Here is a 26,994-nt window from a genome sequence, read left to right as displayed (position 1 = left end):
TCACTGGGTCACCCGCTTTCCCTCGCTGCGTACGGGGCAGGAGTCCTTGACGGCGCAGTTGCGGCAGTGGTCACCGCTGCGGGCCTCGTAGAGGGGCCCCAGGCTCCCCAGGGCGGCGGCTGCCAGGAGGTCCTGGGCCCAGGGCAGGCTCTCACCGGTGTCCGGGTCCTGTACGGGGCTGGGATCCAGGGCCCCGCCAGCGGGGGCCAGCACGTAGCCCTCCCCGGAGCGCCTGCCCGGCTCCTTGCCCAGCAGGACCAGGGCCCCGCCACCCACCACCCGCCCCAGGGCCTCCAGGGCCAGCCGGTAGGTGGCCAGCTGGGGGTGGCGCTCGGGCGAGGAGGGTACCAGGCGCCCGGTCTTGAGGTCGATGACGCGCACGCTGCCGTCCGCCCGGCGCTCCAGGCGGTCAACACGTCCTGCGATCCGCAGGCGCAGGCCCGCGCCCGCCCCCGTGAGCGCCAGGAGGTCCTCCAGGTAGCCCCCCAGGTCCTCGCTGAGGTCCCCGGGAGCCAGGACGGTGTCCGCCCTGACAGTCAGCTCGACCTGCGCGGTGACCCCCAGGGCGTCGCAGTCCGCCAGGTAGGCGTCCAGGCGCCCCACCATCTCCCGGACACGGCGCTGCTGGACCTGCCCCAGCCAGGTATCGGGGTAGCCGAGCCCGGGCAGGAGCTCCTCGGCCTGGGCCCGCAGCGCCGGGCCCCGCAGGTGCTCGCGCTCGGCCTGCTCGGCCAGGGCGTGCACGAGGCTGCCCAGGTGCTGGGCCCCGGAGGCCGGCCGGTCGCCCCCGTGCCGGGACAGGAACCAGCGCAGGGGGCAGGTGGACAGGCTCTCCACGTCCGAGGGGCTCACCCGCACCCGCTGGTCCAGGGCGGTCAGGGGGCTGGTGGAGGTGGGGCCGGCCACGTCGAGCCAGGTGGTGGGCGAGGCGCCGGGGACACCCCTGCGGGCCAGGTCGGCCAGGAGGGTGACGGCGGCCGTTCCCCGGGCGCGCTCAGCGGGGGTGGCGCTGTCCAGGGCCCCGCGTACGGCCGCCTGACGCAGCTCGCCCACGAGCCCACGCAGGGTGAGGTCACCGGCGTCCGGGCTGGTCAGGGGGGCGCCGTCGACGTCCGTGACAGGCAGCCCGGCGCTGGCGGCCACCTCCAGGAGGAAGGAGGAGGGGGCGTGCTCGACGTCGGAGGTGGCCGTCAGGACGAGCCTGCGTGAGGCCCGCGACATGGCGGCCACGAGCATACGGCGCTCGTCCCCACGCACCTGGGCGCGGGCGGAGGCCGGATCCGCCCCCGGGTCCAGGCTGCCGTCGGGGCGCAGGGGCAGGCGCCCGGTCACCGCGTCCACCAGCAGGCCCGAGCGGGTCAGGGAGTCGCGCAGGCGCAGGTCGGGCCAGACGTCACGCTCCAGGCCCATGACCACGACGACCTCCCACTGCTCCCCGGCGGCAGCGGCCGGGGTGAGGACCGCCACACCGGCGGGGCGCCGCCCCTGGGGGGCCACGGAGTCGGAGGGGACGAGCTCACTGTCCAGCTCGGCCAGGAAGACGGCGCCGTCCACCCCGGGGTAGCGCTCGGACCAGACCTCCGCCCGCTTGAACAGGGCGGTGACCACGTCAAGGTGGTGCTCAGCGGCCTCAGCCAGGAGACCACGTCCACCACCCTCCTCCAGGGCCAGGGCCCGCCAGGCCTCGGCGCGCCCGGAGGCGTCCCAGGCGGCCCACAGGAGGGCCTCGACGTCACGCGGGGCCCGTCCACGGCCTCCTGCCCGGGTACTGGCGTCCGAGGACCCCCCGGTGGGGTCGGGGCGCTGCCCGTCGGCCTGTCCGGGCGCCCCTGGGTACCTCGCCGAGACGTCGTCCGGGAGCCCCCCGCCGGGAGAGCGCCCCCCTGCCTCCGGCCCCCGGGCACCGTCCGCAGGGGGGGAGCCCAAGCCCAGGACCTCACGTAGCGCCGACACCACCTGGGCGGCCCGCAGCAGGTCGGCGGCCTGGGCGGCCACCGACTCCCGGCCCAGGTCCTCCACCAGCTGGCGGGCGGACTCCAGGTCGCCCACGAGCCCCGGGAGCGTGACTCTCCCGGCACCCGGGCCCAGCTCCCCCCGCCGGCCTCCCGACCGGGCGCCCTCGGTCTGGGCCTGGACGCCCCTCGCCCGGGCACTCTCCGCCCGGGCGCCCTGGGCTTGGGCGCCCTCCGCCAGGGTTTGGGTGCCCCCGGCCTGCTCCCCCTGCCGGGAAGCTGGCCCCTCCGCCCAGACGCGGATCCGACGTCGTAGCCTGCGCAGGTCAAGAGGGCTCAGGCCAATGAGGGGACCGGTCAGGAGGAGCTGGACGACCTCCGGGAGGGGGGGCTGGCCGTCCTGACCGAGGTCCCCGTCCAGGGCCGCCCGGACCACCTCTGTCAGGGCGCGGGCGGCGGGCTCGGTGCGCAGGAGGACCGCGGGGGTCCGTGACGCCAGGGGAACCCCCCGTCGGCGCAGGTCGCGGGCCACCGCCTGGGCCTGGGCGGTGCTGCGGACGATGACGGCCATCTGGTCCCAGCCCGTGGCGTGGTGGATGTGCTCGCCACGCAGGATCCGCGCCACGTGGGTGGCCTCCTGGGCGGGGCTGGAGGCCAGGACGACCGAGGGCCCCGCCGGGGCAGCGTCCGTCACGCTGGCGCCGATCACCGGCCCGCCCGGCTCCTCCACGCTCTCCTCCACGGTCTCCTGGACGGCCCGCGCCTGGCGGTACCCGGTCGCCCCGACCACGGGGACCCGGGCGGCCTGCGCAGCGACGGCCTCCACCAGGGCAGGGCCCCCACGGTGGACGGTGCCCAGGACCAGGCGGGCGGCCCCCAGGCTGGCGCCCTCCTGGGCGGACGACAGCAGGCTGGGAGTGCCCCCGCGGAAGGTCTCGACAGCGGTGTCCGGGTTGCCCAGGACGACGACCTGGGCAGCGTGCCCGAGGGCGTCGGGGACCGCCAGGGTGCCCAGGAGGCGGGCGGTGGCCGCGGTGCAGTCCTGGTAGTCGTCCACCACGACCAGGTCGGGCACGGGACGCGGTTCCATGACGCCGTCGGCCTCCCAGGTGCCCAGGGCCTCCCGGGCACGGTCCTGGAGGCGGGCGGTGTCCATCCGCCGGGTCTGGGCGCGCCTGCGGGCACTGGGACGACCCTGGGCGTCCCACAGACGCAGCAGCCCGCTGGCAGGCCCCCAGACGGGCACGTCCAGATCCTGCCCCAGGGCGGCGAGCTCCTGGGCGCCCACACCCAGCTCCCCGGCGCGCGCCAGCAGGTCGCGCAGCTGGGAGCGGAAGGCCCGGGAGGTCAGGGTCTCGGGCGGCAGACCGGGCCAGTCCTCGGGGCGGATAAGGGAGGCCAGGGCGGCGTCCTCCTCCGCCCCGGCCAGCAGCACGGGGGCGGGCAGGGGGGCGGGACGCTGCGTGAGGGAGGTGGTCAGGACGCTCAGGGCCAGGGCCGCGGGGGTGCGCACACGCACGGTACCGCCCTCGACACCCCGGGCCCGCAGGAGGTGGGCCGCCCGGCCGCGCAGGACGCTGGCCCGCACGCGCGTGGGGGTCAGCAGGACGGCGTCCCTGCCCTCATCGACGGCACGCACCAGCAGGCGCAGGGCCAGGCTGGTCTTCCCAGTGCCGGGGGCGCCCAGGACCACCAGGTTCCCGCCTGCCCGGACGTGCTCCAGGACCACGGCCTGGGAGTCGTCAGGCTCGGGCAGGCCGGGCACGGGCAGGGCCGGCAGGAGCCGGGGGGCGTGCGGGGCGGCGTCGGGGGTCATGTGCCCATGGAACCACGGGGCGCCGACCCCGCCCCGCCGGGCCCCACGGCCACCGGCACCGGGCAGGGGCAGGCAGGGCCGGCACCGGGCAGGGGCAGGCAGGGCCGGCACCGGGCAGGGGCGGACCGGGGCCGGGGCCGCACCATTGCGGATCCCACCTAACTGCGTGGTCACCCGCACAACCCGCACGTACGAGCCGCCGTGACCACCTCCATGCCGATCGGTACACGCTCGAGCACAACTCGCTGCGTACGGCCGCCGGGTTCGCCCACCGCGTGTCAGGCGGGGCCAGATCCCCTACCCGGGTATAAACGGCATAGGATCGGCGGCAGCCCGTCCACCCTCCCGACGAACAGGAGCCCCGTCCCATGCAGGTCACCCTCGGTATTAAGCACTCCACCCGCGAGCTCACCCTGGAGACCTCAGCCTCCCAGAACGAGATCCTCTCCTCCCTGGCCAACGCCGCCACCGCCAACATCACCCTGAGCGACGACAAGGGTCGCAAGGTCTTCGTGCCCGCGGGCTCACTGGCCTACGTGGAGATCGGGGAGGCCGAGCCCCGGCGCGTCGGCTTCGGCATCTGAGACCGCGCCGGCAGGGGCCGCCCGGGTGCCCTGAGGTCCTTACCGCTCGTGGTACCCCGGCCGCCCGGGCGCTACCCCGGCTCACCCGGCCTGGGCGGAGCGCACCACGGCGAGGAAGACCTCGTTGAGACGTTCCCAGGGCACCTTGGGTGCGGTCGCGAGGTCGGCGACGACGTCGGTCAGCTCGGCGAGGGTGGTCTGCAGCCAGGCGTCGAGCTCCGGGACGCGCGGGTGCCCGTCACGCTCCCCTGAGACGGCCTTGTCCGCCAGGACGTCCTTAAGGGGCCCGCGTACGGGGCCCTCGAGCCCGGCGTCAACCAGGTCCTTGAGACGCATGGGGGCGGGCCTGCGCTCGGCCACCACCCAGCGGGCGGCCAGGAGCGCGCGCACCGTGTACAGGTACTTCTTGAGGGGCACCGTCTCACCCTGGCAGGCGACGAGCTGGCCGGTGGCCATGCTCAGGTAGTGGCGGGCGGAGGCGGCCGGTGAGAAGCACTCGGCGGCCAGGTCGCGCACGGCGGCGAAGGCGGGGTCCTCGTCGTAGATGACCGGGGAGGCGAGCCACTCGAAGAAGGAGGGGTTGGCCCCGCGCGCCAGGCGCAGGGACTTGTCCAGGTCCCAGCCGCTGACGTCGAGGACCTCGTCGAGCCGCCACTCCAGGACGTCACGCACCGGATCCAGGCGCAGGTAGTGCTCCACGGGACGGACGTAGACGAGGCGGACGTCGAAGTCGGAGTCGGGGGACTCAAAGCCCCAGGCCCGGCTGCCGGACTCCACGGCTAGCAGGACCCGCGCCCCCTCGGCCTCCTCAAGGAGGTCGAGCTCGTGGCGGACGGCGTGGGCGACGGCGTCGGGACTGGCGGAGCGCAGGTCGGCGGGATACGGGTCGGACGGCACGGGAGCGCCTCCTGGGTCTGACTGCTGCGAGGGGCAGGCGACATTATCGCACGACCCCCGCCGCCCGCGCGCCCGGCCGCATCGCCGCCCGGCTCAGGCCCCGCTGCCTGCCCCCGCTGCCTAGCCGCCTAGCCCTCGCCCCCGCCGGGCGCGCTAGGGAGCTACCGCCCGGCCGCCCCGGCCCCGACGTCCGCCGCCCCGGGGCCGAGACCCGCCGCCCGCCGTCGGGTAGCCGCACGGCGGGCAGGGAGGGAAGCGGGTAGGCGGCGTGGGCGCGGCGATCGCGTCGCAGACAGTGGGCGGAGGCCGGGCGGATCCTCGGGCAGGCTCTCACGCACCCACTGTGCGCATGGCGTCAGCCGCGTCACGCTTGTACCACATGCCGGTACCTGCCAGGCAGACCGCCGTGGCCGCCATGACGAGCACGCCGGGCAGGGCGGCCGCCCAGCAGACGGCGACGACGCCACCCAGCCCCGCGGCCCCCGCGGCCAGAGGCGGCCAGAGGCGGCGCCCGGTCAGGAGCGCCAGGAAGCCCCAGAAGGCCACCAGGCAGATGACGATCCCACCCGCCAGCAGGGCGGCGGCGGCCGCCGTGAGCGGCTCGTGGGGATCGGCGACAACGATCTCGGCGCTCACCGCGAAGGCGATGAGCCCGATGACCAGCACCTGCTGACCGTTCGTGGCCAGCCTGCCCATGGCCAGCTCGCCGTGCTCGGCCACGAGCCGGGCGTCGACCTCGTCCGTCCCCGTGCCGAAGAACAGGTACCACACGCCGACGAGCACCGCGAACGCGGCCAGCCCCGCGGCCAGCCGCGCAGGGTCCTGCGGGTCCGCGGCGATGGAGCGCCCGGTGGTGAGCACGCCCTCCCCCAGGCAGATAATGAGGAACAGGCGGCAGCGCTCGACCTGGTGCTCGACGTCGAAGCGCACCTCGGAGAAGTCCCGGTGGTGGCGCCCGGGCACGGGGTGCACGCTCCACATGCCGACGACGTCGATCACCACGGCAGCCAGCCACCAGAGCAGACGGTGCTCCGGCTCGGCCAGGGCCCCCAGGCCCCAGGGCACCGCGGAGACGACGGCCCAGATGATCACGGAGACGCGGTGGCGGCGCAGCGAGGCGTAGACGTCGTGGGTGCGGGTCATGGCGCTGCGGCCCACCTGGATGAGCACCAGGGGAACCACGAAGGCCCACGAGGCGTCCTCGAAGGCGCCGCTGATCGAGGCGTTCATCACCAGTCCCCCGGCCATGACCGCCAGCACGACCCAGCGGGCCTCGTCCTTGCGGGCCAGGACCATGGTGGACTCGTAGGCGGTGAAGGACCAGATGACGAACATGGCCAGGGTCATGACGAGGGTCTGGCCCGCCCCGCGCCACGTCTGGTGCTCCAGGAGGTGCTCGGAGAGCTGGGAGATCGCGAAGACCCACACCAGGTCGAAGAAGAGCTCGAGGAAGGTCACCGCCTGGTGGGCGGAGGGCGGCAGCGCGGGGGCCGGGGCGGGCGCGGAGCCGGCAGGCGGCGTGCGGCCGGCGGTCCCGGGGTCGTCGTTCTCACGGCTGGGCTGGCTCAAGGCGGGGCTCCTCTCCCGTCGGACTCTCGTCGGACTCTCCGCGGAGCAGACCCGAGGCACTCTAACCGTGGCGGGCCCCGCGCGCAGTACGACGGTCGGCGACGGGGCTGACGAAGACACTGGCCGCGGCGGCCAGGGCGAGGACGGCCAGGACGAGGAGCACGACGAACCCCGTGTGCGTACCGCTGCGGGTGGCGGCGGCCAGGTCGTCAGGGTCCGCGCTCTGGGCGGCGTTGACCACGGCGGTGGCCACGGCCGTGCCGACGGCGCCGCCGAGCTGCTGGATGGTGTTGAAGGCGGCGTTGCCGTCGGCCTGGAGGTGGTCGGGCAGGGAGCGTAGGCCGTTGGTCATGGAGTTGGACACCGACAGCCCCTGGCACAGCGGCATAATGACGTAGACGAGGGCGAGCCAGGGGGCGGGGACGTCCACGCCGACGGCGGCGAACAGGGCCATGGCGAGCACGCCGCAGACGGCACCGGTCAGGATGGGGCGGGCCGGGCCCAGCCGGTCCAGGACACGGCCGCCCAGGGGGGTCAGGCACGCGCCCAGGACGCAGCCGGGCAGCAGGAGGCACCCGGCGGCGAAGGAGCCCATGGAGGCGCTGACCTGGGCGTAGTAGGGGATGAGGTAGCCCAGGGCGAGCACGACCGCCTGGATGAGGACGACGTAGACCACGCTGAGGGTGTAGGTGCGGTCGGCGAAGATCCGGATGCGGATGAGCGGGCGCTCGGAGCGGGACGACAGGACGCAGAAGGCGGCGACGAGGACGAGCGCCAGGGCGAGCAGCCCCAGGACCCGGGGGCTGGTCCACCCCGTCTGCCCGGCGGCGTTCGTGGCCAGCACCAGGGCGGTGAAGCCGGCGGCCATGACCAGGAACTGCAGGGGGCTGAAGACGGCGTCGGACCGGGGCCGGGTGGCCTGCCGGATGGTCAGCAGGCCCAGGACGGCGGCGATGACCAGGAAGGGCAGCAGGACGATAAACACCGACCTCCAGCCGAGGGCGCCAATGAGGTAGCCGCCGAAGGAGGGCCCGACGGCGGGGGCGACGGCGGTAATGAGGGTGGCCACGCCCATCATGGTGCCCAGGTGCTCCAGGGGCACCTGCTCCAGGACCATGTTGAACATGAGCGGCAGGGCTATGCCGGTGCCCACGCCCTGGACGAGGCGGCCGAGGACGAGCAGGGAGAAGTGCGGGGCGGCGGCGCACATGACCGTGCCAGCCAGGAAGGCCGCCATGGCCAGGGCGAACAGGGTCCTGGTGCGCAGGCGCCGGTGGAGGAAGGAGGAGACCGGCATAATCGCCGCCAGGACCAGGAGGTAGCCGGTGGTGACCCACTGGACGGTGGAGGTGGAGACGCCGAACTCCTTCATGAGGGCCGGGAAGGCGATGTTCATGGCGGTCTCGACCACGACCCCGGCGAAGGAGGTGATGCCGACGGCGACGACGGCGATAACGAGGCGGGCGTCGAGCCTGCGTTCAAAGGTGGGCACGGCGCCATTGTCCTCCACCGGCACCGTCGGTGCCCGGCGTTCCCGCCCTACCGCGTCCCCGAGTCCGGCACGCCGCCCGACGGCGGCCGGCAGACGGCACGGACAGCAAGGAGACGCAGATGAACCAGCAGATGAACTCGGTGGGACGCAATATCGCACGGCTGCGGCTGGCGCGGGGGATGACCCAGGAACGGCTCGCCCAGCGCATGGGGGTGACCCCGCAGGCGGTCAGCAAGTGGGAGAACGACATCAACTACCCGGACGTGGCCACGCTGCCCCGCCTGGCGGCGCTGCTGGGGACGAGCGTCGACGCGCTGCTGACGGCGCCCGACGACGCCGGGCCGCAGGGTCCGGCGCCATCGTCCGGGGCGGACGGCACCGCCACGGACGCCGGGCCCGCCCCGACCGAGCCCGGCGTTTTACAACAGTCGCTACGCGGTGAAGACTGATACGTCAGACAGCGCGCACACCAAAGGAGCCCCGGATGCAGTCCCTCACCATGAACGACGGCCACACGATCCCGGTCCTGGGCTACGGCGTCTTCCAGATGACGTCGGCCGAGGTCGCCGCGCACCTGCCCGAGGCGATCGCCGCTGGCTACAGGCACATTGACACCGCCAACGCCTACTTCAACGAGGTCGCCGTCGGCCGGGTCGTTGCCAGCAGCCCGGTCGCGCGCGAGGACCTCTTCATCACCTCCAAGCTCTTCCCACAGAGCTACCCCTACGCCCAGTGCGGCAAGGACATTGACGCCACCCTGGAGCGCCTGGGCACGGACTACGTCGACCTGCTGCTCCTCCACCAGCCCTACGGTGAGTACGTCTCCGCCTGGAGGGCCATGGAGGAGGCGGTCGAGGCGGGCAAGGTCCGCTCCATCGGCCTGTCGAACTTCTCCGCCGCGAAGGTCCACGAGATCCTCGACGTCGCCCGGATCGTCCCGGCCGTCCTCCAGGTCGAGGCCCACCCGTACTGGAACCAGCACACCCTCAAGGCCGCTCTGGCGGACACCGGCGTCGTCTTCGAGGCCTGGTACCCGCTCGGCCACGGGGACAGGACGCTCCTGGCCGAGCCCGCCCTGACCGGGCCCGCCGCCAGGTACGGCAAGACCGCCGCCCAGGTCGTGCTGCGCTGGCACCTCCAGGAGGGCAATGTCACCTTCCCCAAGACGCTCAACCCGCAGCACATGGCGGACAACCTCGACATCTTCGACTTCACGCTGACCGAGGAGGAGATGGCCGCCGTCAACGCCCTGCCGCAGAGGCCCTACTACCAGGTGCCCGACGAGCCGCCAGCCTTCGTCACCACCGTCATGGACTACTCCCGGCAGGCGTGAGGTGCAGCCACCCCAGCTATTTGGCCCCGCCTGACCCGCGCGGCCGATCGCGCCGGGCCCCGGCGCGATCACAGGCCCAAGTCGGCGTGACTTCCAGTCTCCACCAGGACCAGGACCAGCTCCGTCTCCCTGATCTGGTAGATCAGCACCCAGTCGGGCCGGATGTGGCAGTCCCTCAGTCCAGCCCGGTCGGCCGTGAGCGCATGATCTCGATAACGAGCAGGTAGCGTCTCGCGACGTCGAAGCATCTCAACCACTGCGAAGAAGGCATCCATGTCGAGGCCGCGTCTTCTAGCCCGCTTGAGGTCCTTCCTGCACTTACTCGAGATGACGATGTCGAGCACTACAGGTCCAGGTCATTACGCAAGTCTGCAACGCTCCCGTAGCGCCTGGCGGTGCCCGCGGAGATCTCTGCGTCAATCTCGTCGTAGGCCTGCCGGGCCTCGGCACTCATGACGTATGGACGGGACGTGTCGAAGGGGAAGCCCTTGAACTCATTGAACGCGCGCACGAACATGCGCACCGCATGTGACGGGGTCGTCCCCATCTGATGAGTGAGCTCAACAAATAGACGCTTGTCGTCGTCGTCGATCTTGACATTGAGGGTCTTAGTCGCCATCAGGTCTCCCGCCCCACACCTCACTGCATCAGCATGCTCATCGTATCATGGTGTAACACGATGTGGTACGGACTCGTGGGGCCCGGCACCACCCGGACCCGGGACGCCACCTCACCAGGACGTCAGCGGCCCTGGACCAGGTCCTGGGAGGTGAAGCGGCGCACCGCCGGCCCCTAGCGGCGCCCCGGCGGCCCCTAGCGGCGCGTCGTGCGCACCGCCGTCCCGGCGAGGGCCTTCTCCCCGGGGCGGGCGAGCGGGCCGACGAGCTCGTGGGGCACGTAGGGCTCCTCCAGGTAGGCGACCTCCTCGGCGGTGAGGGTCAGATCCAGGGCGCGCACGGCGTCGTCGACGCGGCTCGGCCGCGAGCAGCCGACAATGGGGGCGGCCACGCCCTTGGCCCAGTGCCAGGCCAGCGCGACGTCGGCCATGGGCACCTCGTGCCTGGCGGCGACCTCGGCGACGCGCTCGATGACGGGCATGTCGATCTCGCGGTCGCGGTCGTACTTGGCGCGCATGGTGCCGTCCGTCGTCGAGCGCACGGACGGCGAGTCCCAGGTGGGGCGGGTCAGGTGCCCGGAGGCGAGCGGGCTGTAGGGGGTCAGGGACATGCCGTACTGCTCGACCACGGGGATCATCTCCCGCTCGTCCTCGCGGTAGAGGAGGTTGTAGTGGTTCTGCATGCTGGCGAAGCGGGTCCAGCCGTGGGCGTCCGCCGCCACTTGCAGGTTGTGCAGCTGGTAGGCGTACATGGCGGAGGCGCCCAGGGCCCGTACGCGGCCGTCGCGCACGAGGCGGTCCAGGGCCTCCATGGTCTCCTCCACGGGGGTGGAGTAGTCGAAGCGGTGGATAATGTACAGGTCGAGGTAGTCGGTGCCCAGGCGCCGGAGCGTGCCCGTGATCTCCCGCTCAATGGCCTCGGCGCTCAGGTGTCCCTCATTGAAGTAGACCTTGGAGGCCAGCACCACGTCCTGGCGCGCGACGCCGAGGTTCTTCAGGGACTGCCCGATGTACTCCTCGCTGGTGCCGTGGGCGTAGACGTTGGCGGTGTCGATAAAGGTGACACCGAGCTCGAGCGCGCGGGCGATGACGGCCTGGGTGGAGGGCTGGTCAATGACCCACTGGTGGAAGTCCGGGAAGACCTGGCCGAAGCTCATGCCTCCAATGCACAGCCGCGGGATCGTAATGCCTGTGGTGCCGAGTGTCGTGTACTGCATGGCGCCAGTATGGGTGCCCGGCGCCGCCCCCGGCCAGGCCCTGCCAGAGCCACCCTGGAGGCCGCCCGAGGTGCGGTCCGACGCCGGCGCCCAGCTTCAGCGGCTCCCTTTCGCTGTAAGGAGGCGCCCCACCCGGCCGGGCCCGCGCCCTGAGCCTTTTCCGGCCCGCGCACGACCTGGGCCCAGGCGGCCGTCCCCGGCCCGCTCACGGCCCCAGCGCCTTGAGCGGGAAGGTGACGACGCCGTCGGGGAGCGTCATCACGGGTCCGTCGGCGGTAATGACGGCGGTGAGTGCCGGAGGAGGGGTCCGTGCAGTGTCGATATCGGCCACGAAGGCAGCGAGCGAGGTCTGCGCCGCCGGGATCTGGCGCTGCCCCAGCTTGACCTCGAAGGCGGCCCAGCGCCCGTCGTCCAGCTCCACAATGGCGTCCGCCTCCTTCCCCGCCTTGTCCCGGTAGTGGTAGAGGCGTCCGCCGCACATCTCGGAGAAGATCCGCAGGTGCTGCACCGCCTGGGACTTAAACCAGAGCCCGGCGGTCTCCAGGTCCTGTAGGAGGCGCTCCGAGGACGTCGCCGTCACCGCCGCGGCGAGCGCAGGGTCGACGAAGTGCAGCTTCGACGACGTGCGCACCGCGTAACGGGACCGCAGGTGCGGCGCCCAGGCCGGCTGCTCCTCGACGACGAAGAGGCGTCTGAGGGCGCCCACGTAGGCGATGGCGGTCTCCGCGCTCAGGGACTGCCCGGAGGCGTCCCTGGCGATGGTGCGGAAAGACGCCTCTGTCGCGACATGCCGGGCGAGGGAGCGCATGAGGGCGCGCAGGCGCACAGGATCCCGCCGCGGTTCGCCGTCCAGGCGACCGACGTCGATACTGACAATGTCCTCGACGTAGTCGCGCAGGCGGCGCTGCGCCTGAGGCGTCGTCAGATCGAGGTCCCCCGGCCATCCTCCGTGCACCAGGTCGTCCAGGGCCTCGCGTACACCGGCGCCGGAGTTAAGCGCCGGCGCCGGCGCCTCGCCATTGAACAAACTCGTCAAGGAGACGCTGCCGTCCCCGCGACCGCGCTCGAACAGGGTCATGGGCCGCATTCGGATCCGTGAGATCCGGTGCGCTCCGGAGTGCCGCGCGGCGTTCTCGGCGGGGACGGACGATCCCGTGAGGATGAACTGTCCCGGGTGGCGACGGGAGTCGATCTCCCTGCGCACGAGGTTCCACAGTGAGGGCTCGATCTGCCACTCGTCAAGAAGACGCGGCACGTCGCCGGCCAGGAGGAGCGAGGGATCGACGTCCAGGGCGGCCCGCAGCTGCGGCAGCCCGGAGTCCAGCACGATCTCGGAGGAGGCGTGTCGACGTCCGGTCATGGTCTTGCCGCAGGCGCGGACGCCCTCGATGAGGACGCCCCCCGAGTAACCGAGGATGTCGAGAATTTCGGTATTGATCAGTGTCAGGCGATTGGACGCCCCCCGAGTAACCGAGGATGTCGTCAACAAGCCGATCCACGACTCTCGGCAGATAGCCCTCCTGCTCCACGGTTCCCTCCCCTACGCCCTTGCCGCACCATGTCAACCTGGCATGTGGCGTCATTGTAACCGGTCATATGGCGTCGTCCCAACCCGCCATGTGGCGTCGCCCGAGCGCCGCACCCACCCTCCCGCAGCGGGTGGTAGGCGAGCGCGGCGCCCGCGACATCTGGCCAGGAGCGGGGCCCGCCGCACCGCCACCGCCTCCGCCGCGGCCTCGGCGAGCCTGAGAGCAGGCGCGGGACGCAGTCGGATGGGAAATGGCTGGTACCCTACAATGTTCGCGCTCATGGACACCGGGCGCAGAGCCAGTCAGCCGGACTGCGCGGAGCGGTAGTACAGCACCGCCACCTGGGTGCGGTTGCGCAGCCCCAGCTTGGCCAGGATAGAGCTGACGTGGTTGCGCACCGTCCCTGCGCTCATAAAGAGCCGGTCCGCCACCTCCGCGTTGTCCAGCCCCTGGGCCACGGCCTCGACCACCTGGTACTCGCGCTCGGTCAGCGGGGAGAAGACAGGGCTCCTGGGTAGCCGGTCGGGACGCCTCCCCAGGCCCATGGCCGCGCTGCGCTCGAGCACGTCCCCCTCCAGCACGCACACGCCGGCCATGACCGAGCGCAGCGCCGGGGCGATACGGGCCACGTCCTGCTTCATGAGGTAGCCGCGCGCCCCCATCCTCAGTGCCCGGACAATGTACTCGTCGTCGGCGAAGGTGGTCAGGAAGACGATGCGCGCCTCCCGGTCCTCGTTGAGGATCGTCTCGGCCGCGCCCAGTCCGTCGCCGCCGGGCATCTGGACGTCCAGGAGCAGGACGTCGGGGCGCAGCCGGCGGTACCCCTCCACCGCCTCGGGGCCGGAGGCGCCCAGGCCCACGACCTCCACGTCGGGCTCCACCGACAGGATAGTGGCCAGCGACTGGGCCACAAAGGTGTCGTCGTCGACAATAAGGACCTTCATGCTCACTCCTTCGGGATCATGACGAAGACCGTGAACCGCGGACGCAGGGTGACCCGCAGCGTCCCACCCAGGGCCTCGACCCGCTCGGCCATGGAGTGCAGCCCCATACCGGTGCGCGGGAACCCGGCCCCTGTGGCGAGGCGGGCCGTGGCGCCAGGCCCCAGGTCCCTGCTCCCCCGTACCACGCCGCCGTTCGGACCGGCGGTCCCGAGCACCTCGTCCCGCGGCAGGATACCGTCGTTATCGACCGTGACCTGCCAGAACGCGGGGTAGTCGACCACCTTGACGTGTGCCGAGGTCGCCTTCCCGTGCCGCGCGGCGTTGGTCAGCGCCTCACGTACCACGGCCACCACGCAGCGGCTGACCGCAGCCGGGGGCGTCTGCTCCAGGGCGCAGTCGACCCCGACCTGGCTGATACCGCAGCGGGAGGCCAGCACGCTGAGGGTGGTAGGCAGGTCCTCGCCCTCGTCCGACAGCGCGTGGACGCTACGGCGCATGGAGTCCAGCGCCTCGCCCAGCGAGGAGTCCAGCCCCGCCAGGTCGGCCACGAGGCCCTCCTCGTCCCGGTGGGTGACCTGGAGGGCCTTGACCATGAGCAGGAGGCGGGTCAGGACGTGCCCGACGCCGTCGTGGATGTCGCGGGCGATCCGGGTGCGCTCACCCAGGACGGCGGCACGCACCTCGTGGTCCTGGGTCGCCAGGAGGCGGTCGTTGACGGCCTGGAGGGCCAGGATCCTCATCTGCAGGTCGTCCCTGACCGCGTGCAGGCTGGCACGCGCCCTCTCCTCCTGGACGGTGCGCAGGGCCAGGGTGGCGGACAGGGCCACCACGACCACGGCGACGAGGGAGAACGACCGGGGCCCCGCCCGCCGCCCCGCCACCAGGAGCGCGGCGCCGCAGACCGGGGCCAGGAGGCGGGCGGGCCGGGAGCCCGGCACCGCGCGCACCAGGTCGTAGAAGGCCAGGGGCGCCCCGGCCACCGACGCCGAGGTGAGACCGCCCAGCAGCAGGTAGGAGGCGGGGACGACGACCGCCGACCGCCGCCCCACCACCGCGCACGTCCCGGCGGCGATGACGGCCAGGAGCAGCCAGGTCACGGCCACCATGTCCACCGGCCCCCGGAGCACTGTCACCAGGAGACAGCCTGTCAGGACCACGCCCTTGTCCGTCAGAACCTTCACGCGGAGATTATGGTCCGTCCCCGGTCACGGGCACAGCCCACACGCGGGGGCGCACCGCCCCAGGCCCGGGAGGCCGCCGGTGTCAGCACGCCGGCCTGCCGGCTGGCACCCCGGGCCGCGTACCGGCACCAGGCCCGCCGCACCTTGCCGAGTCGATCCCGCCGCACACCCCCGGAGCCCGCCGCACCTTGCCGGGACCAGCCCGGCGGCGGGCGTGCCCGGACACCCATGACAGAAGTCATGCCCCGGCCCCGTACGTTATGACACCAGGCACTTCCGCGGCCCACCACGCCAGCGGACCATGAGGGCGAGCCCCAGGCACGCGGGCGCACGACGAGCAGTGTAAGGAGCTGGTATGGACGGTGAGACGGCACCCGACCGGGACTCGGCACCCGACGACGCGGTGGTGGTGGACTCCCTGGTCAAGCGCTACGGGGAGCTGGTCGCGGTCGACGGCCTGTCCCTGCGGATCGCCCGGGGGGAGGTGCTGGGCCTGCTGGGCCCCAACGGCTCGGGCAAGACGACGACCATCAACTGCCTGCTCCAGCTGCTGACCTACGACCGGGGCGAGATCAGCGTCTTCGGGGAGCGCATGACGGCGACCTCCTACGACCTCAAGCGCCGGATCGGCGTCGTGCCACAGGACGTGGCCGTCTTCGACGAGCTCACCGTGGCCCAGAACGTGGACGCCTTCTGCGCCCTGTACGTGCGTGACCGCGCCCGGCGACGCCGCCTGGTGAAGAAGGCGATCGCCTTCGTCGAGCTGGAGAAGTTCACGGGCTTCAAGCCGGGCAAGCTCTCCGGCGGCCTGCTGCGCCGGCTCAATATCGCCTGCGGCATCGCCCACGCCCCCGAGCTCATTATCCTCGACGAGCCCACGGTCGCCGTGGACCCCCAGAGCCGCAACGCGATCCTGGAGGGCATTAAGCGCCTTAACGAGCAGGGCGCCACCATTATCTACACCAGCCACTACATGGAGGAGGTCGAGCAGCTGTGCCACCAGATCGTCATTATGGACGCCGGACGGCGGGTCGCCTCCGGCACGGCCGACGAGCTCAAGCAGATGATCGGCGTCGGTGAGCGCATCCGGGCCGAGGTCATCGCCCCCGACGTGCTGGACAGGGAGGTCCTGGAGCACGTGCGCCGCCTGGAGCACGTGCGCACCGCCTCCTACCAGGCCCCCGAGCTGGTGGTCGAGTGCTCACCGGGGGCGCACAACCTCTCCGACGTGCTGGGGATGCTGACCCGGGCCGGGATCACCTTCGGGCGGATCACCTCCGAGCCCCCCACGCTCAACGACGTCTTCCTGGAGATCACCGGGCGGGCCCTGCGCGACGAGGCGGCCTGACATGCTCTCCGTCTTCACCTACCAGGTGCTCCGGCTCCTGCACGACAAGATCCTGCTGCTGTGGGTCGTGGCCTTCCCCGTCATCCTGTCGTGTCTCTTTATGGCCATGTTCTCCAACCTGGACGAGTCCTTCCAGGCCACACCCCTGAACCTGGGCGTGGTGCAGGACGACGCCTACCACGCCGCCCCCGGCCTGGACGCCACGATCAGGACGGTCTCCCAGGAGGGCGAGCGCCACCTGCTCAGCCCCACCCCCTACGCCACCGCGGACCAGGCCCAGGAGGCCGCCCGGAAGGGGGACACCGTCGGCTACCTCGACGTGGAGGACGGCAGCCCCGTCCTGCACGTGACCCAGGAGGCCAACACCGGCAGTAAGGGGAACACGGTCAGGGTGCTGCGCGCGGTCCTGGACTCCTACACCCAGACCCGGGCCGAGTACGAGGTCCTGGCCGCGGCCGGGGCGCAGGCCGGGCCGCCGGGCACCGGCAGCGTCCTCACCCAGCGGGCGCAGGTGACCTCGTCGACCGTCAATCCGCAGGTCCGCTACTACTTCTCGCTGCTGGCCTTCGCCTGCGGCATGGGCACCGCCGTGGCCATGACCGCGGTCCAGGGGGTCACGGCCACCTCCTCCCACCTGGGGACGCGCCTGACCCTGGCGAGCCTGCCCCGGTGGAGGATCCTGGTCGGCACGCTGGCCGCCGCGTGGGTCTGCGTCCTGATCTGCCTGCTCGTCGCCTTCGCCTTCATACGGCTGGTGGTCGGCGTGGACTTCGGGCCCCACACGCTGCTGTGCCTGGTGGCCATCGGGGTCTCCAGCCTCCTGTCCTGCGCGGCCGGGGCGCTGCTGGGGACCTCCCGGCAGATGAACACGGGCATTATCTCCGGTATCTCCTGCCTGCTGTCCCTGTTCACCGGCCTGTACGGGTCCGGGGCCCAGAAGCTGGCCGACGCCGTCGAGTACAACGTCCCCCTGCTGGCGCAGGCCAACCCGCTGTGGCAGTCCGCCCACAGCTTCTACGGGCTGCTCTACTACGACAGCCTCGCCCCCTTCGCCCGCAACTGCGCCGTGATGGTGGGCATGACCTGCCTGTTCCTGGGCCTGGCCCTGGTCCGTATGAGGAGGATGAGCCATGAGCACCTTTAGGACGTCACTGCGGATCGTGGCGGCGCACCGGGTCATTATCCTGGTGTACCTGCTGACGCTGTCCATGTTCGGCCTGCTCATGGGGCTGTCCGTCACGGACACGGCCGACGAGGTGGTCGACACGCACGCCACCGTGGCGGTGGTCGACCGTGACGGCTCGGAGGTCTCCCGGGGCGTGACCCGCTACCTGGGGTCCGTCGGTGAGGCCCGGCCCCTAAAGGACTCCCGGCAGGCGCTGCAGGACGCCACCGCCCAGAACCGCATCTCCTACATCCTCATTATCCCCGCCGGCTACGGGCAGTCCCTCCAGGCCTCCGCCCGCCAGGGCGGCAAGCCGCCGGCGCTGGAGACCGTCGTCAACTACGAGTCAGCGGCCGGCTCGCTCATGGACGTGCGCACCACCTCCTACCTGGAGCAGGTGCGCACCTACCTGGGGGCCGTCACCGACGACCCCGCCCGGGCCGTCGCCCTGGCCGACGCCGCCATGGAGCACACCGCGTCCGCCGAGCTGGTACCCCAGGAGGCCACGCCCCTGCCACGCAGCCTCCTGGTGTACGCCCAGTTCTCCCTCTACCCGCTCACGGCCTTCGCCATTGTGGCCGTCTCCACGCTCATGACGTCGCTGGGGCGCCGGGCCGTGCGCTCACGACTGTCCGCCGCACCCGTCAGCGGCTGGGAGCGCGGCCGGGGGCTCATGGGGTCCTGCCTGGTGGTGGGCCTGGCGGGGTGGGCCTGGATCCTCTGCCTGGGGGTGGCGGTCTTCGGCCGGGGGTACCTGGTCTCCGCGGCCCCGCTGCTGGGGGTGGTCGCGGCCGCGCTGGGCGCCTACACGCTGGTGCCGGTCTCGCTGGGCTTCCTCCTGGGCCAGCTGGGGCTGAAGGAGAACGCGGCGAACGTCATCGCCAATATCGGGGGCCTGGCCATGTCCTTCCTGGGTGGGGCGTGGATCTCGACCGACCTCATGCCCGCCGCCCTGGTCACTGTCGCCCGGTTCACCCCCACGTACTGGGCCAACAGGGCGATGACCGGCGCCTCCGAGGTGAGATCCGTCTCCGCCGACACCGTGCTGCCGCTGCTGACCAACTGCGGGGTGTGCGCCCTGTTCGCCGTGGCCATCTTCAGCGTGGGGCTGGCGGTGGGACGCACCCGGGCGCGTTCGTCACTGTGAGAATATGTCCCGGGGCCGGGCCGGCTACCCAGGTAGCTGGCCCGGCTACCACCTGGGTAGCCGGCCCGGCCCCGGGACAAGGGCGTGTCAGCGGGGACTATGAGGGTCCGGTGCGAGCCTGCCCCCTGCCGTAGAGCATGCCGGCAGAAGCCCCCATTCCCCTTCGCCCACACCGGAGAAAACGATGAACCACCAGTCGCGTCTTGCGCCACCCGATCAGGCCGATAACGAGCTCGTGTACCTGCCGATGGACGAGTCGACCGCCAGGGAGATCGCGGACGGGTGGAAGTATCCGCCGCCCTACGATTTCTACGACATGACAGCGGACCCGGACGACTACCAAGAGTTTATCACCCCCGCGCTGTGGCCGGAGTTCTCTCTCCAGGTGCGGCGGCAAGGACAGCTGATCGGATTTCTTTCCGGTGGCGTCGTAGACGAGGGCGGTTTTGTGGAGATCGGGCTGGGGCTGCGTCCAGACCTTACTGGCCGCGGCCTGGGGCGCGACTTCATGAGGCGCAATCTGGATTGGATCCAACAGGAGTACCCGGACACGGAGATCCGCCTCTCGGTCGCGTCATTCAACCAGCGAGCAATCAAGGTGTACGAGGGCAGCGGGTTCCACGTCGTGCGCCACTTCACGCAAGCGACCAATGGCGGCGAATACGACTTCGTCGAGATGAAGCACGTCGCCCGAACCGGCGTCTGACGCCGCCCGTTTCGGAACCAACACGTCTCTCGTTACGTTGCCGAGAATGACGCCATCGGATTCTTCGGACCCTTCTGCCGGGGAGGTACCGGCGAAAACGTCCTTCGTGGCCCAGGACCCTGCCCTGAATGACGGCGTCGCGCGCCCTCAGGCCCCCAGAGCCGCCGCCGAGGTGCCTGAGCGCACCCGTTGAAGGTCCTCGACGAGCAGGTCCGGGACGACCCGCACCCCCAGGGACACCAGTGCCGTCAGGGTCTGGGTGACGAAGGAGCGCGTCTCGGCGTCGAGCTCCGCGAAGGCGCGGGCCCGCACGTGGATGCTGCGACGCCAGTCCGCCCGCAGCTCGTGGGTCGTCGACACGTCCCCGAGGTCGATCACCGAGTAGAGGGTGTCGATAAAACGCTCACGTTCCTCAACCGTGCGGCTGCCCAGCCAGGCGCTTACGGTGCGGTTGAGGTAGCGGGCGTCCGCCGTCAGGCCGTCGAGGGTCACCAGGTCGCAGCCCTCCACCACCCAGGAGAAGGGGTCGTGCTGCCAGATCATGGCACGGTTGCTGCGCACCACCCGGTACCCCTCCTGCTGCTCCAGCAGCATCCCGACCACCGAGGACTGGGGAAGCGTCTTCTCGACCCGGCCCTCCACCCGGCGGTAGTCCTCCGTGGCGAGGAACTCCGCGAGGAAGCCGGGCCCGTCGTGGGAGAAGATCCGCGTCACGCGGCCGCTGGCGTCACGCGGAGCCGTCGCCGCCGCGTAGACGGCGAGGTTGCCGCCCTTGGAGTGGCCGCCGACCAGCAGGTCGCCACCGACCCGGGCGGCGGCGTCGGCGAGGTAGTGAGCCGCCTCGACCTGGGAGGGCACGGGGCAGCGGTAGGCGAGGTTGAAGTCTTCCTTCCAGCCCACGAGGGAGGCGTCCGTGCCCCGGAAGGCGACGTAGGACAGGTCCTCGGTGAGCCGGAAGGTCATGGCCGCGAACTGCTTCTCGGCCTGGGGGTCGGTGGCGTCCACGTAGCCCATGACCCGTACGTCCCGGAACCGGGGGCTGGCGGCCACGGCGGCGAGCAGGTCCAGGCCCGGCTCCTCGCCCCACATGCCGGCGTAATAGGTGGCAAAGTACTCGGCACGGTACAGGTCGGCCAGGCGTACCCCCTCCCACCCGAGGGCCGGGGCCAGGGCGGGGTCGTCGGCCGGGAGGCGGGTGTAGGCCAGCCAGGACAGGACGAGGCTGTCAACGGTACAGAAACCGCGCCCGTCAAAGGTGTCGAGCTCGGTACGCACGTAGTCGAGCATGTTCCGTGTACGGCTCACTGTACTGCCCCTCCGATCAGGACCGTCCCCTCTCAGGACCGTGGTCGTCACAAGGGCGCCAGGGCTGCGCGGGACTGGCAAAAGACGCCGTCGGTCCACGGGGCCGGCCGCCCCACCAGAATGAGAGCTCCTGCTGTGGCCGCGCGGCTCCCATGGGTGGGACAACGAGGAACTCGCTGAGAACCTACACCATCAAGTGGGTGCTCGCCACCGCCGCCGTTCCGCGCTTCTACGAGCAGAGTGCCAGCCGTCTCACCTTCGAGACGCTCGGCGGCGGGCTCGTCGTGATACGCGCCGACGGCGGCCTGCTGTGCAAGTCACCATCCAAGGTCGCGAGCACGACTGCTAAGCATCTCCGCGCGCCGATGTCCGCATCCGGGTCCTGGCCGACGACGGTCTTGGTCGCCACAGATTCGACCTGCTCAGCACACAATTAGCTGCACGCCCGGAAGCTCCTTGAAGACGTGGTCCGTACTCGCCAGCACCCAGCCCCGACGCCTCGCCTGCGCTACCAGCATCCGGTCAAAGGGGTCTCGGTGCTCCCACATCAGGGAGGCGGCTGCGATCATGTCCTGCATGTCCAGGGCCAGAGGCTGAGCATCAATATCAGATAGCCGGTCCATCCAGCCCAAGGCGATCATCTCCGCCTGCGGCCATTTTCCTAGACGTACCTTGTTAATAAGTTCGTAAGCACTGACGCTGGAGACCCAGAGACGGTGGCGCGGCTGAGAAAGAACATCGAGCGCAGAGGGACGGATCCTGCGGCCCGCGGTCCCCAGGAGCCGCGCAACCACGTTGGTGTCGAGAAGAACGTCCACCGCTACTCCCACAGAGCGAGTTCGCCCTCGGGCAACGGAGCATCAAGGATCTCGTCGGGGATATCGTACTCCGGGTAGGCGGGAAACACCCTGCGGTTCGGCTCCTCCACGGCGACGAGCCGAGCAACGGACCTGCCCGCACGCACGATCATGACCTCTTCGCCCCTCTCCACCCTTGCCAGGAGGTCGGAGAGGTGCGCCTTGGCCTCAGCCACGTTGTACCGCTTCATCACGGCTCCATGGTCCCAGCCGAGCTCGAGGGGGTCAAGACCAGCAGGACCGGTCTCGAACCCGGCTCGAAGGTTGAGCGCGATCGCCGCTGCGCGCCACGTACGAACGGCTCCGGCGTCGCACCTCCTGGACGCTGAGCCCGGTTTTACGGGGCCCTCGCGATTCTGGGGCGCGGTGACGGAGCACGTCCTCGCTTAATGTTTAACCTGGTTTTACGAGGGCCCTCACTCCCACTCAATGGTGCCCGGGGGCTTGGAGGTGCAGTCCAGCACCACCCGGTTGACCTCGGGCACGGAGTTGGTAATGCGTGTGGAGATACGGGCCAGCACGTCGTAGGGCAGGCGCGTCCAGTCCGCCGTCATGGCGTCCTCGCTGCTCACCGGCCGCAGCACGACGGGGTGGCCGTAGGTGCGCCCGTCGCCCTGCACGCCCACGCTCCGCACCCCGGCCAGCAGCACCACCGGGCACTGCCAGATCTCGTCGTCGAGCCCGGCGGCCGTGAGCTCCTCACGCACAATGGCGTCCGCGGCCCGCAGCACGCGCAGGTTCTGCGCCGTCACCTCGCCAATGACCCGGATCCCCAGGCCGGGTCCGGGGAAGGGCTGGCGGGCCACGATCTTCTCGGGCACCCCCAGCTCACGGCCAATAGCACGCACCTCGTCCTTGAACAGGGTGCGCAGCGGCTCAATGAGCTCAAAGTCCAGGTCCTCGGGCAGGCCCCCCACATTGTGGTGGCTCTTAATGTTGGCGGCGCCCTCGCCTCCCCCGGACTCCACGACGTCGGGGTAGAGCGTGCCCTGGACCAGGAAGCGGATCCTCCCGCCGGCGGCCGAAGCCTCCTCAACGACCCGGCGCTGGGCGGCCTCGAAGGAGCGGATGAACTCCCGGCCAATGATCTTGCGCTTGGCCTCGGGCTCGGTGACGCCCTCCAGGGCAGCCAGGAACCGCTCGGTCTCGTCCACGGTGATGACGCGGATACCCATGCCCTCGGCGTAGTCGTGCTCCACCTGCTCACGCTCCCCGGCGCGCAGCAGGCCGTGGTCCACGAAGATGCAGGTGAGCTGGTCGCCGACGGCCCGGTGGACCAGGGCGGCGGCCACGGAGGAGTCCACCCCCCCGCTCAGGCCGCAGATGACGTGGTCCTGCCCCACCTGCTCGCGGATGCGGGCCACCTGGGTGTCGATAATGCTGTCCGGGGTCCAGGTGCCGGGGATGCCGGCGCCCCGGCGCAGGAAGTTGACCAGGGCGGCCTGGCCGTGCTCGGAGTGGAGGACCTCCGGGTGCCACTGGAGGCCGAAGAGACGACGGGAGCGGTCCTCGAAGGCGGCCACCGGGGTCTGGGAGGTCGAGGCGGTCACGGTGAAGCCAGCCGGGGCGGCCTGGACAGCGTCACCGTGGCTCATCCACACGACCTGGTCGGCGGGGGTGGCGTCAAACAGGCAGCTCCCGGTCCGGACGGTGGCCGGGGTGTGCCCGTACTCGCGCGTCCCGGTGCGCCCCACGGTCCCGCCCAGGGCCTGCGCCATGGCCTGGAAGCCGTAGCAGATGCCCAGGACCGGCACCCCGGCGTCGAACAGGGCCGGGTCCACGCCGGGGGCGCCGTCGGCGTAGACCGACGAGGGGCCGCCGGACAGGATAATGGCGGCGGGGTGCCTGGCCAGCATGTCCGCCACAGGCATGGTGTGGGGCACGATCTCGGAGTAGACGCGGGCCTCGCGCACGCGGCGGGCAATGAGCTGGGCGTACTGGGCGCCGAAGTCCACCACGAGGACGGGCCGGGGGGCCTGGCCGGTGGGGCTGTCAGGGGTGGTCGTCACATGGGCCAGGATAGCCGCCGTCGCCACCGTCGCGAGAACGGTACTTATTGGCCGCGAGAACGGTACTTGTTCGTCGCGAGAACGGGGGTTATGAGGCTGCCCGGCCGGCGGGCCCCAGCCCGGGTCTCCACTACACTTCCCCACGTCCTGGATCGATCTACCCCGGTCCCACGTGAAAGGCCCCCCATGAGCTCAACCACCCCGACGGCCTCCGACCCGGCCGACCTCACCGACACCCAGCTGCGCGAGGTCGCCGACCGTGTCCCCGCCTCCGGCAGGAGGGTCAAGGTCCTGGCCATCACCGCCGTCGCCACCCTGGGCTCCTTCCTCTTCGGCTACGACACCGGCGTCATCTCCGGGGCCCTGCCCTACATGTACATGCCCCACGGGGCGGCCGGGCTGGCACTGACCTCCGCCCAGGAGGGGCGGATCGCCGGGTTCCTCCTGGTGGGGGCGGCCTTCGGGGCGCTCCTGGGGGCCCGTATGTCCGACCGCTGGGGGCGCCGGCACAACCTCCTGCTCCTGGCCGTCCTCTTCGTGGCGGGGGCCCTGGGGACCACCGCGGCACCGAACCTGGCCGTCATGTACCTGGCACGCTTCGTCCTGGGGTTCGCGGTAGGCGGGGCCAGCGCCACCGTGCCCGTCTACCTCGCCGAGACCGCCCCCAAGCGCATCCGCGGCTCGATCATGGCGGTGGACCAGTTCATGATCGTCACCGGCCAGCTCGTGGCCTTCACCATGAACGCCGTCGTCTCCCGCCTCAGCGGCGGCCCCGAGCTCACCGTGACGGCCGACCCCTCAGGCCGCCTGGCCCCGGGCACCTACTCCTTCGACACCGTCTCCGCCCTCCAGGCCTCCAAGGGGGGCAGCCTGAGCCCCGCGGACTACCACGCCTTCCTGGAGCAGCTCACCGTCTCGGGGGGCAACGGCTCGGCCTGGCGCTGGATGCTCGTCCTGTGCACGATCCCGGCGCTCGCCCTGTGGATCGGTATCCGCCGCATGCCGGAGACCTCCCGCTGGTACCTGTCCCACTCCCGCCTGGAGGAGGCCGTCGGCTCCCTCAAGCGTGTGCGCAACGAGGCCATGGACGGGCCCGTCGCCGAGGAGCTCGCCCAGATGGTGGCCTCCCACCGCGCCGCCCAGACCCAGGAGGGGCAGGCCCGGGGACTGCGCCACGTCCTGGCCACCCCCTGGCTGCGCAAGCTCCTGGCGGTAGGAATCTTCCTGGCGATCGTCAACCAGACCACAGGCGTCAACACGGTCATGTACTACGCCCCCAAGGTCCTGGAGTACGCGGGAATGTCCGCCTCAGCCTCTATTACGGCGCAGATCGCCAACGGCGTGATGAGCGTCGTCGGCGCGTTCGCGGGGATATGGATCATCCAGCGCTTCCGCCGTCGCCAGATCCTGATCGCCGACGTCCTGGGGGTGGGTGCCTGCCTGCTCACCATCGCAGCGATCTTCAGGTTCCAGATCGCCCCCGCCATGGCCTCCGCCACCACTCCCCCCGCCTGGGCCGCCTGGGCGATCCTGGCGCTCATGGGCGTGTTCATGCTCATTGTGCAGTCCTCCAACGGCACGGTGGTGTGGACCATGATGGGCGAGCTCTTCCCCACCAACGTGCGTGGCGCCATGAACGGCACCGCCATCTTCTGCATGTGGATCGCCAACGCGGCCCTGTCCTCAGCCTTCCCCTGGATGATGGAGAACCTCGGCGGCGCCGCGACCTACACGCTCCTGGGCGTCCTCAACCTGGTGATCGCGATGGTGCTCTACAGGATCATGCCTGAGACCAGCGGCAAGTCCCTGGAGGAGATCGAGGTGGAGATGCGCCGGCGCTACACCTGAGCGGGCCCGGTCTGCCCTCGTCCGCCTCCCGGGACGGAAAACCTGGCAGCGCCACACCTGGGACCGGGGCGTCGCCCGCCACCGGGTAGGCGGGCAGCGCCGTACCTGGGCGGGTCCACCTCCCCGGGGCGGGAGACCTGACAGTGCCGTACCTGGGTAGGTCCGGCGCCCAGGCCGGGTCCGCACCAGGCCCCTCACGGCTGCTGCCGGGTACCCACGACAACCGGCGACGAGGCGCGTGGGAGAATCGCCACATGCCACCGCCCCTGCACAGGCTCACGGTCCCGCGAGAGCACCGCCCGCCCCGCATGATCGACGTCGCTCGTCGCGCTGGCGTCTCCCGCGCCCTGGTCTCCATCGTCCTCAACGGCAAGCCCGGGGCCTCCCCGACCACCCGCGAGCGCGTCCTGGCCGCGGCCGCCGAGCTCGGCTACACCCCCGACCTCAACGCCCGGCGCCTGCGGGCGGGCACGACCGCCCTCATTGGCGTCATCTTCGAGGGCCACGACGCCTTCACGGCCTGCGTGCTGGACGCCGCCCACGACGCGGCGGCCCGCCGGGGCCTGGATCTGGTGCTGACCATGTCATCGGCCACCGTGCCCCTGTCACGGGCGGTACACACCCTGACCCGCCAGCGCGTGCGCGGCATCCTGCTCATCTCCTCCGCCGCCCCTGACGCCGAGGCGGTGTCCCTGCTGGCCCAGGTTCCCTGCGCGGTGGTAGGGGCCTACGCGCCCACGGCCCTGGAGGGGCGGGTCTTCTCGGTCCACACCGACGACGCCTCCGCCATGCGCCAGGTCGTCCGCCACCTGGCGGGCCAGGGCTACCGTCACCTGGTGGTGACGCGGGTGGTCGGACGACGCAGCGGGGACGTGCGGGCGGGGGCCGCCGCCGAGGAGGCCGCCGCCCTGGGCCTGGAGGTCACCGAGGTCAGTGTCGGGGGCTATGACGAGTCCGACGGCGTGCGGGCGGGGGCCGACGTGCTCCTGGCCCTGGGGTCGACGTCGGGGGGCCTGCGCCGGCCCACTGCCGTGGTCGGTGCCAACGACGCCCTGGCCCTGGGGATCCTGCACGTCCTGCGGGCCGCCGACCTGCGGGTCCCCCAGGACGTCGGTCTGACGGGCTTCGACGACGCCAAGGCCGGGCACTCCCCGGCGGGCGCGCTGGGCCTGACCACCGTCCACCAGGACGCCGTCGGTATTGTGCAGGCCGCCCTGGCCGCGTTGGAGAGCGGGGGCGTCCCCCACGAGCGGGTCCTGCCCGGACGCCTGGTCCTGCGCAGGACCACCGCGCCGACCGGGCCACCCGCCTCCACCCCACCCGCGTGAGCGGCGCCAATGGCCCCCGCACCCACTGGTACCGGGCCCTGGCACGCTCAGGGCTCTCTCGCCCCCCACCCACTGGTGCCGGTTTGCACCACTGGGAGGTCATCTCCGCGTCCCGGTCTCGCCCCCCCCACCCACTGGTGCCGATTCTGTC

Annotated in this window: 24 protein-coding genes; 10 read left to right on the top strand and 14 right to left on the bottom strand. The window is 71.5% G+C overall.

Going from position 1 to position 26,994, the window contains the following annotated elements; genetic code table 11:
- Complete coding sequence (locus tag C3V41_RS00295; RefSeq protein ID WP_106108609.1) at nucleotides 1-3,768, bottom strand: PD-(D/E)XK nuclease family protein; 3,768 nt, start codon at nucleotides 3,766-3,768, stop codon at nucleotides 1-3.
- A 368-nt stretch (nucleotides 3,769-4,136) separates the two neighbouring features.
- On the opposite strand from C3V41_RS00295, the gene C3V41_RS00290 reads away from it, so the two are divergent.
- A complete protein-coding gene (locus C3V41_RS00290) occupies nucleotides 4,137-4,352 on the top strand; it encodes a DUF3107 domain-containing protein (protein WP_106108608.1) in 216 nt (71 codons plus the stop codon).
- Between the two features lie 81 nt (nucleotides 4,353-4,433).
- Here the strand turns inward: C3V41_RS00290 and C3V41_RS00285 are convergent, their stop codons facing one another.
- From C3V41_RS00285 to C3V41_RS00275, 3 genes are all read right to left on the bottom strand, one after another.
- Nucleotides 4,434-5,249 (bottom strand): nucleotidyltransferase domain-containing protein, encoded by an 816-nt coding sequence (locus tag C3V41_RS00285; protein ID WP_106108607.1) that lies wholly within the window; start codon nucleotides 5,247-5,249, stop codon nucleotides 4,434-4,436.
- Nucleotides 5,250-5,579: 330 nt separating this feature from the next.
- On the bottom strand, nucleotides 5,580-6,818 hold the full coding sequence (locus C3V41_RS00280; RefSeq protein WP_165271554.1) for a low temperature requirement protein A: 1,239 nt from the start codon (nucleotides 6,816-6,818) through the stop codon (nucleotides 5,580-5,582).
- Nucleotides 6,819-6,879: 61 nt separating this feature from the next.
- Nucleotides 6,880-8,310: a DHA2 family efflux MFS transporter permease subunit gene (locus C3V41_RS00275; RefSeq protein WP_106110556.1), complete on the bottom strand. Its 1,431-nt coding sequence runs from the start codon at nucleotides 8,308-8,310 to the stop codon at nucleotides 6,880-6,882.
- 119 nt (nucleotides 8,311-8,429) lie between these two features.
- Here C3V41_RS00275 and C3V41_RS00270 point away from each other — a divergent pair, with 119 nt between their 5' ends.
- The gene (locus C3V41_RS00270; protein ID WP_246742034.1) at nucleotides 8,430-8,759 is read left to right on the top strand and encodes a helix-turn-helix domain-containing protein; all 330 of its coding nucleotides are present in this window, start codon (nucleotides 8,430-8,432) and stop codon (nucleotides 8,757-8,759) included.
- A gap of 35 nt (nucleotides 8,760-8,794) precedes the next feature.
- Nucleotides 8,795-9,643 carry an aldo/keto reductase gene (locus C3V41_RS00265; RefSeq protein ID WP_106108605.1) on the top strand — a complete coding sequence of 283 codons (849 nt, stop codon included), beginning with the start codon at nucleotides 8,795-8,797 and terminating at the stop codon, nucleotides 9,641-9,643.
- Between the two features lie 68 nt (nucleotides 9,644-9,711).
- Here C3V41_RS00265 and C3V41_RS00255 read toward each other — a convergent pair whose 3' ends face one another.
- From C3V41_RS00255 to C3V41_RS00230, 6 genes are all read right to left on the bottom strand, one after another.
- Complete coding sequence (locus tag C3V41_RS00255) at nucleotides 9,712-9,987, bottom strand: type II toxin-antitoxin system RelE/ParE family toxin (RefSeq protein WP_106108604.1); 276 nt, start codon at nucleotides 9,985-9,987, stop codon at nucleotides 9,712-9,714.
- Nucleotides 9,987-10,262 (bottom strand): type II toxin-antitoxin system RelB/DinJ family antitoxin, encoded by a 276-nt coding sequence (locus C3V41_RS00250; RefSeq protein WP_106108603.1) that lies wholly within the window; start codon nucleotides 10,260-10,262, stop codon nucleotides 9,987-9,989. Before C3V41_RS00250 ends, C3V41_RS00255 begins: the two co-directional genes overlap by 1 nt.
- Nucleotides 10,263-10,456: 194 nt before the next feature.
- Nucleotides 10,457-11,476, bottom strand: coding sequence for an aldo/keto reductase (locus C3V41_RS00245; RefSeq protein WP_106108602.1), 1,020 nt, complete (start codon nucleotides 11,474-11,476; stop codon nucleotides 10,457-10,459).
- A 205-nt stretch (nucleotides 11,477-11,681) separates the two neighbouring features.
- Nucleotides 11,682-12,836, bottom strand: coding sequence for an ATP-binding protein (locus C3V41_RS00240; RefSeq protein ID WP_254423620.1), 1,155 nt, complete (start codon nucleotides 12,834-12,836; stop codon nucleotides 11,682-11,684).
- A gap of 471 nt (nucleotides 12,837-13,307) precedes the next feature.
- Nucleotides 13,308-13,949, bottom strand: coding sequence for a response regulator (locus tag C3V41_RS00235; protein WP_106108601.1), 642 nt, complete (start codon nucleotides 13,947-13,949; stop codon nucleotides 13,308-13,310).
- Nucleotides 13,950-13,951: 2 nt separating this feature from the next.
- Nucleotides 13,952-15,130, bottom strand: a complete 1,179-nt coding sequence (locus C3V41_RS00230) for a sensor histidine kinase (protein WP_254423619.1) — start codon at nucleotides 15,128-15,130, stop codon at nucleotides 13,952-13,954.
- A 355-nt stretch (nucleotides 15,131-15,485) separates the two neighbouring features.
- On the opposite strand from C3V41_RS00230, the gene C3V41_RS00225 reads away from it, so the two are divergent.
- The 4 genes from C3V41_RS00225 to C3V41_RS00210 all read left to right on the top strand — a co-directional run bounded on the left by C3V41_RS00225 (nucleotide 15,486) and on the right by C3V41_RS00210 (nucleotide 19,496).
- Nucleotides 15,486-16,478 carry an ABC transporter ATP-binding protein gene (locus tag C3V41_RS00225; protein WP_106108600.1) on the top strand — a complete coding sequence of 331 codons (993 nt, stop codon included), beginning with the start codon at nucleotides 15,486-15,488 and terminating at the stop codon, nucleotides 16,476-16,478.
- Between the two features lies 1 nt (nucleotide 16,479).
- On the top strand, nucleotides 16,480-17,622 hold the full coding sequence (locus C3V41_RS00220; RefSeq protein ID WP_106108599.1) for an ABC transporter permease: 1,143 nt from the start codon (nucleotides 16,480-16,482) through the stop codon (nucleotides 17,620-17,622).
- Nucleotides 17,609-18,790, top strand: a complete 1,182-nt coding sequence (locus C3V41_RS00215) for an ABC transporter permease (RefSeq protein WP_174714733.1) — start codon at nucleotides 17,609-17,611, stop codon at nucleotides 18,788-18,790. The genes C3V41_RS00220 and C3V41_RS00215 overlap by 14 nt, the downstream gene beginning before the upstream one ends.
- 184 nt (nucleotides 18,791-18,974) lie before the next feature.
- Entirely contained in the window at nucleotides 18,975-19,496 is a 522-nt protein-coding gene (locus tag C3V41_RS00210; RefSeq protein ID WP_106108598.1) for a GNAT family N-acetyltransferase, read from the top strand.
- Between the two features lie 147 nt (nucleotides 19,497-19,643).
- Here the strand turns inward: C3V41_RS00210 and C3V41_RS00205 are convergent, their stop codons facing one another.
- Nucleotides 19,644-20,801: a DUF2974 domain-containing protein gene (locus tag C3V41_RS00205; protein WP_129591435.1), complete on the bottom strand. Its 1,158-nt coding sequence runs from the start codon at nucleotides 20,799-20,801 to the stop codon at nucleotides 19,644-19,646.
- A 200-nt stretch (nucleotides 20,802-21,001) separates the two neighbouring features.
- Here C3V41_RS00205 and C3V41_RS12705 point away from each other — a divergent pair, with 200 nt between their 5' ends.
- Nucleotides 21,002-21,238: a hypothetical protein gene (locus C3V41_RS12705; protein ID WP_129591434.1), complete on the top strand. Its 237-nt coding sequence runs from the start codon at nucleotides 21,002-21,004 to the stop codon at nucleotides 21,236-21,238.
- On the opposite strand, the gene C3V41_RS00200 is transcribed toward C3V41_RS12705, so the two are convergent.
- From C3V41_RS00200 to guaA, 3 genes are all read right to left on the bottom strand, one after another.
- Entirely contained in the window at nucleotides 21,224-21,619 is a 396-nt protein-coding gene (locus C3V41_RS00200; protein ID WP_106108596.1) for a type II toxin-antitoxin system VapC family toxin, read from the bottom strand. The two genes, C3V41_RS12705 and C3V41_RS00200, sit on opposite strands and share 15 nt — an antisense overlap.
- A gap of 2 nt (nucleotides 21,620-21,621) precedes the next feature.
- Nucleotides 21,622-21,849 (bottom strand): type II toxin-antitoxin system Phd/YefM family antitoxin, encoded by a 228-nt coding sequence (locus C3V41_RS00195; RefSeq protein WP_254423618.1) that lies wholly within the window; start codon nucleotides 21,847-21,849, stop codon nucleotides 21,622-21,624.
- Between the two features lie 225 nt (nucleotides 21,850-22,074).
- Nucleotides 22,075-23,667, bottom strand: coding sequence for a glutamine-hydrolyzing GMP synthase (guaA, locus tag C3V41_RS00190; protein ID WP_106108594.1), 1,593 nt, complete (start codon nucleotides 23,665-23,667; stop codon nucleotides 22,075-22,077).
- Nucleotides 23,668-23,853: 186 nt separating this feature from the next.
- Between guaA and C3V41_RS00185 the strand changes: the two genes are divergently transcribed.
- Nucleotides 23,854-25,515 carry an MFS transporter gene (locus C3V41_RS00185; RefSeq protein WP_106108593.1) on the top strand — a complete coding sequence of 554 codons (1,662 nt, stop codon included), beginning with the start codon at nucleotides 23,854-23,856 and terminating at the stop codon, nucleotides 25,513-25,515.
- Nucleotides 25,516-25,769: 254 nt separating this feature from the next.
- Complete coding sequence (locus C3V41_RS00180; protein WP_106108592.1) at nucleotides 25,770-26,843, top strand: LacI family DNA-binding transcriptional regulator; 1,074 nt, start codon at nucleotides 25,770-25,772, stop codon at nucleotides 26,841-26,843.
- Nucleotides 26,844-26,994 lie beyond the last annotated feature (151 nt).

Origin of the sequence: Actinomyces sp. oral taxon 897, from assembly GCF_002999235.1 — a bacterium.
Taxonomy (GTDB): Bacteria; Actinomycetota; Actinomycetes; order Actinomycetales; family Actinomycetaceae; genus Actinomyces.
The sequence above is the reverse complement of the archived record's forward strand: the minus strand, read 5'-3'. Positions and strand labels throughout refer to the sequence as shown.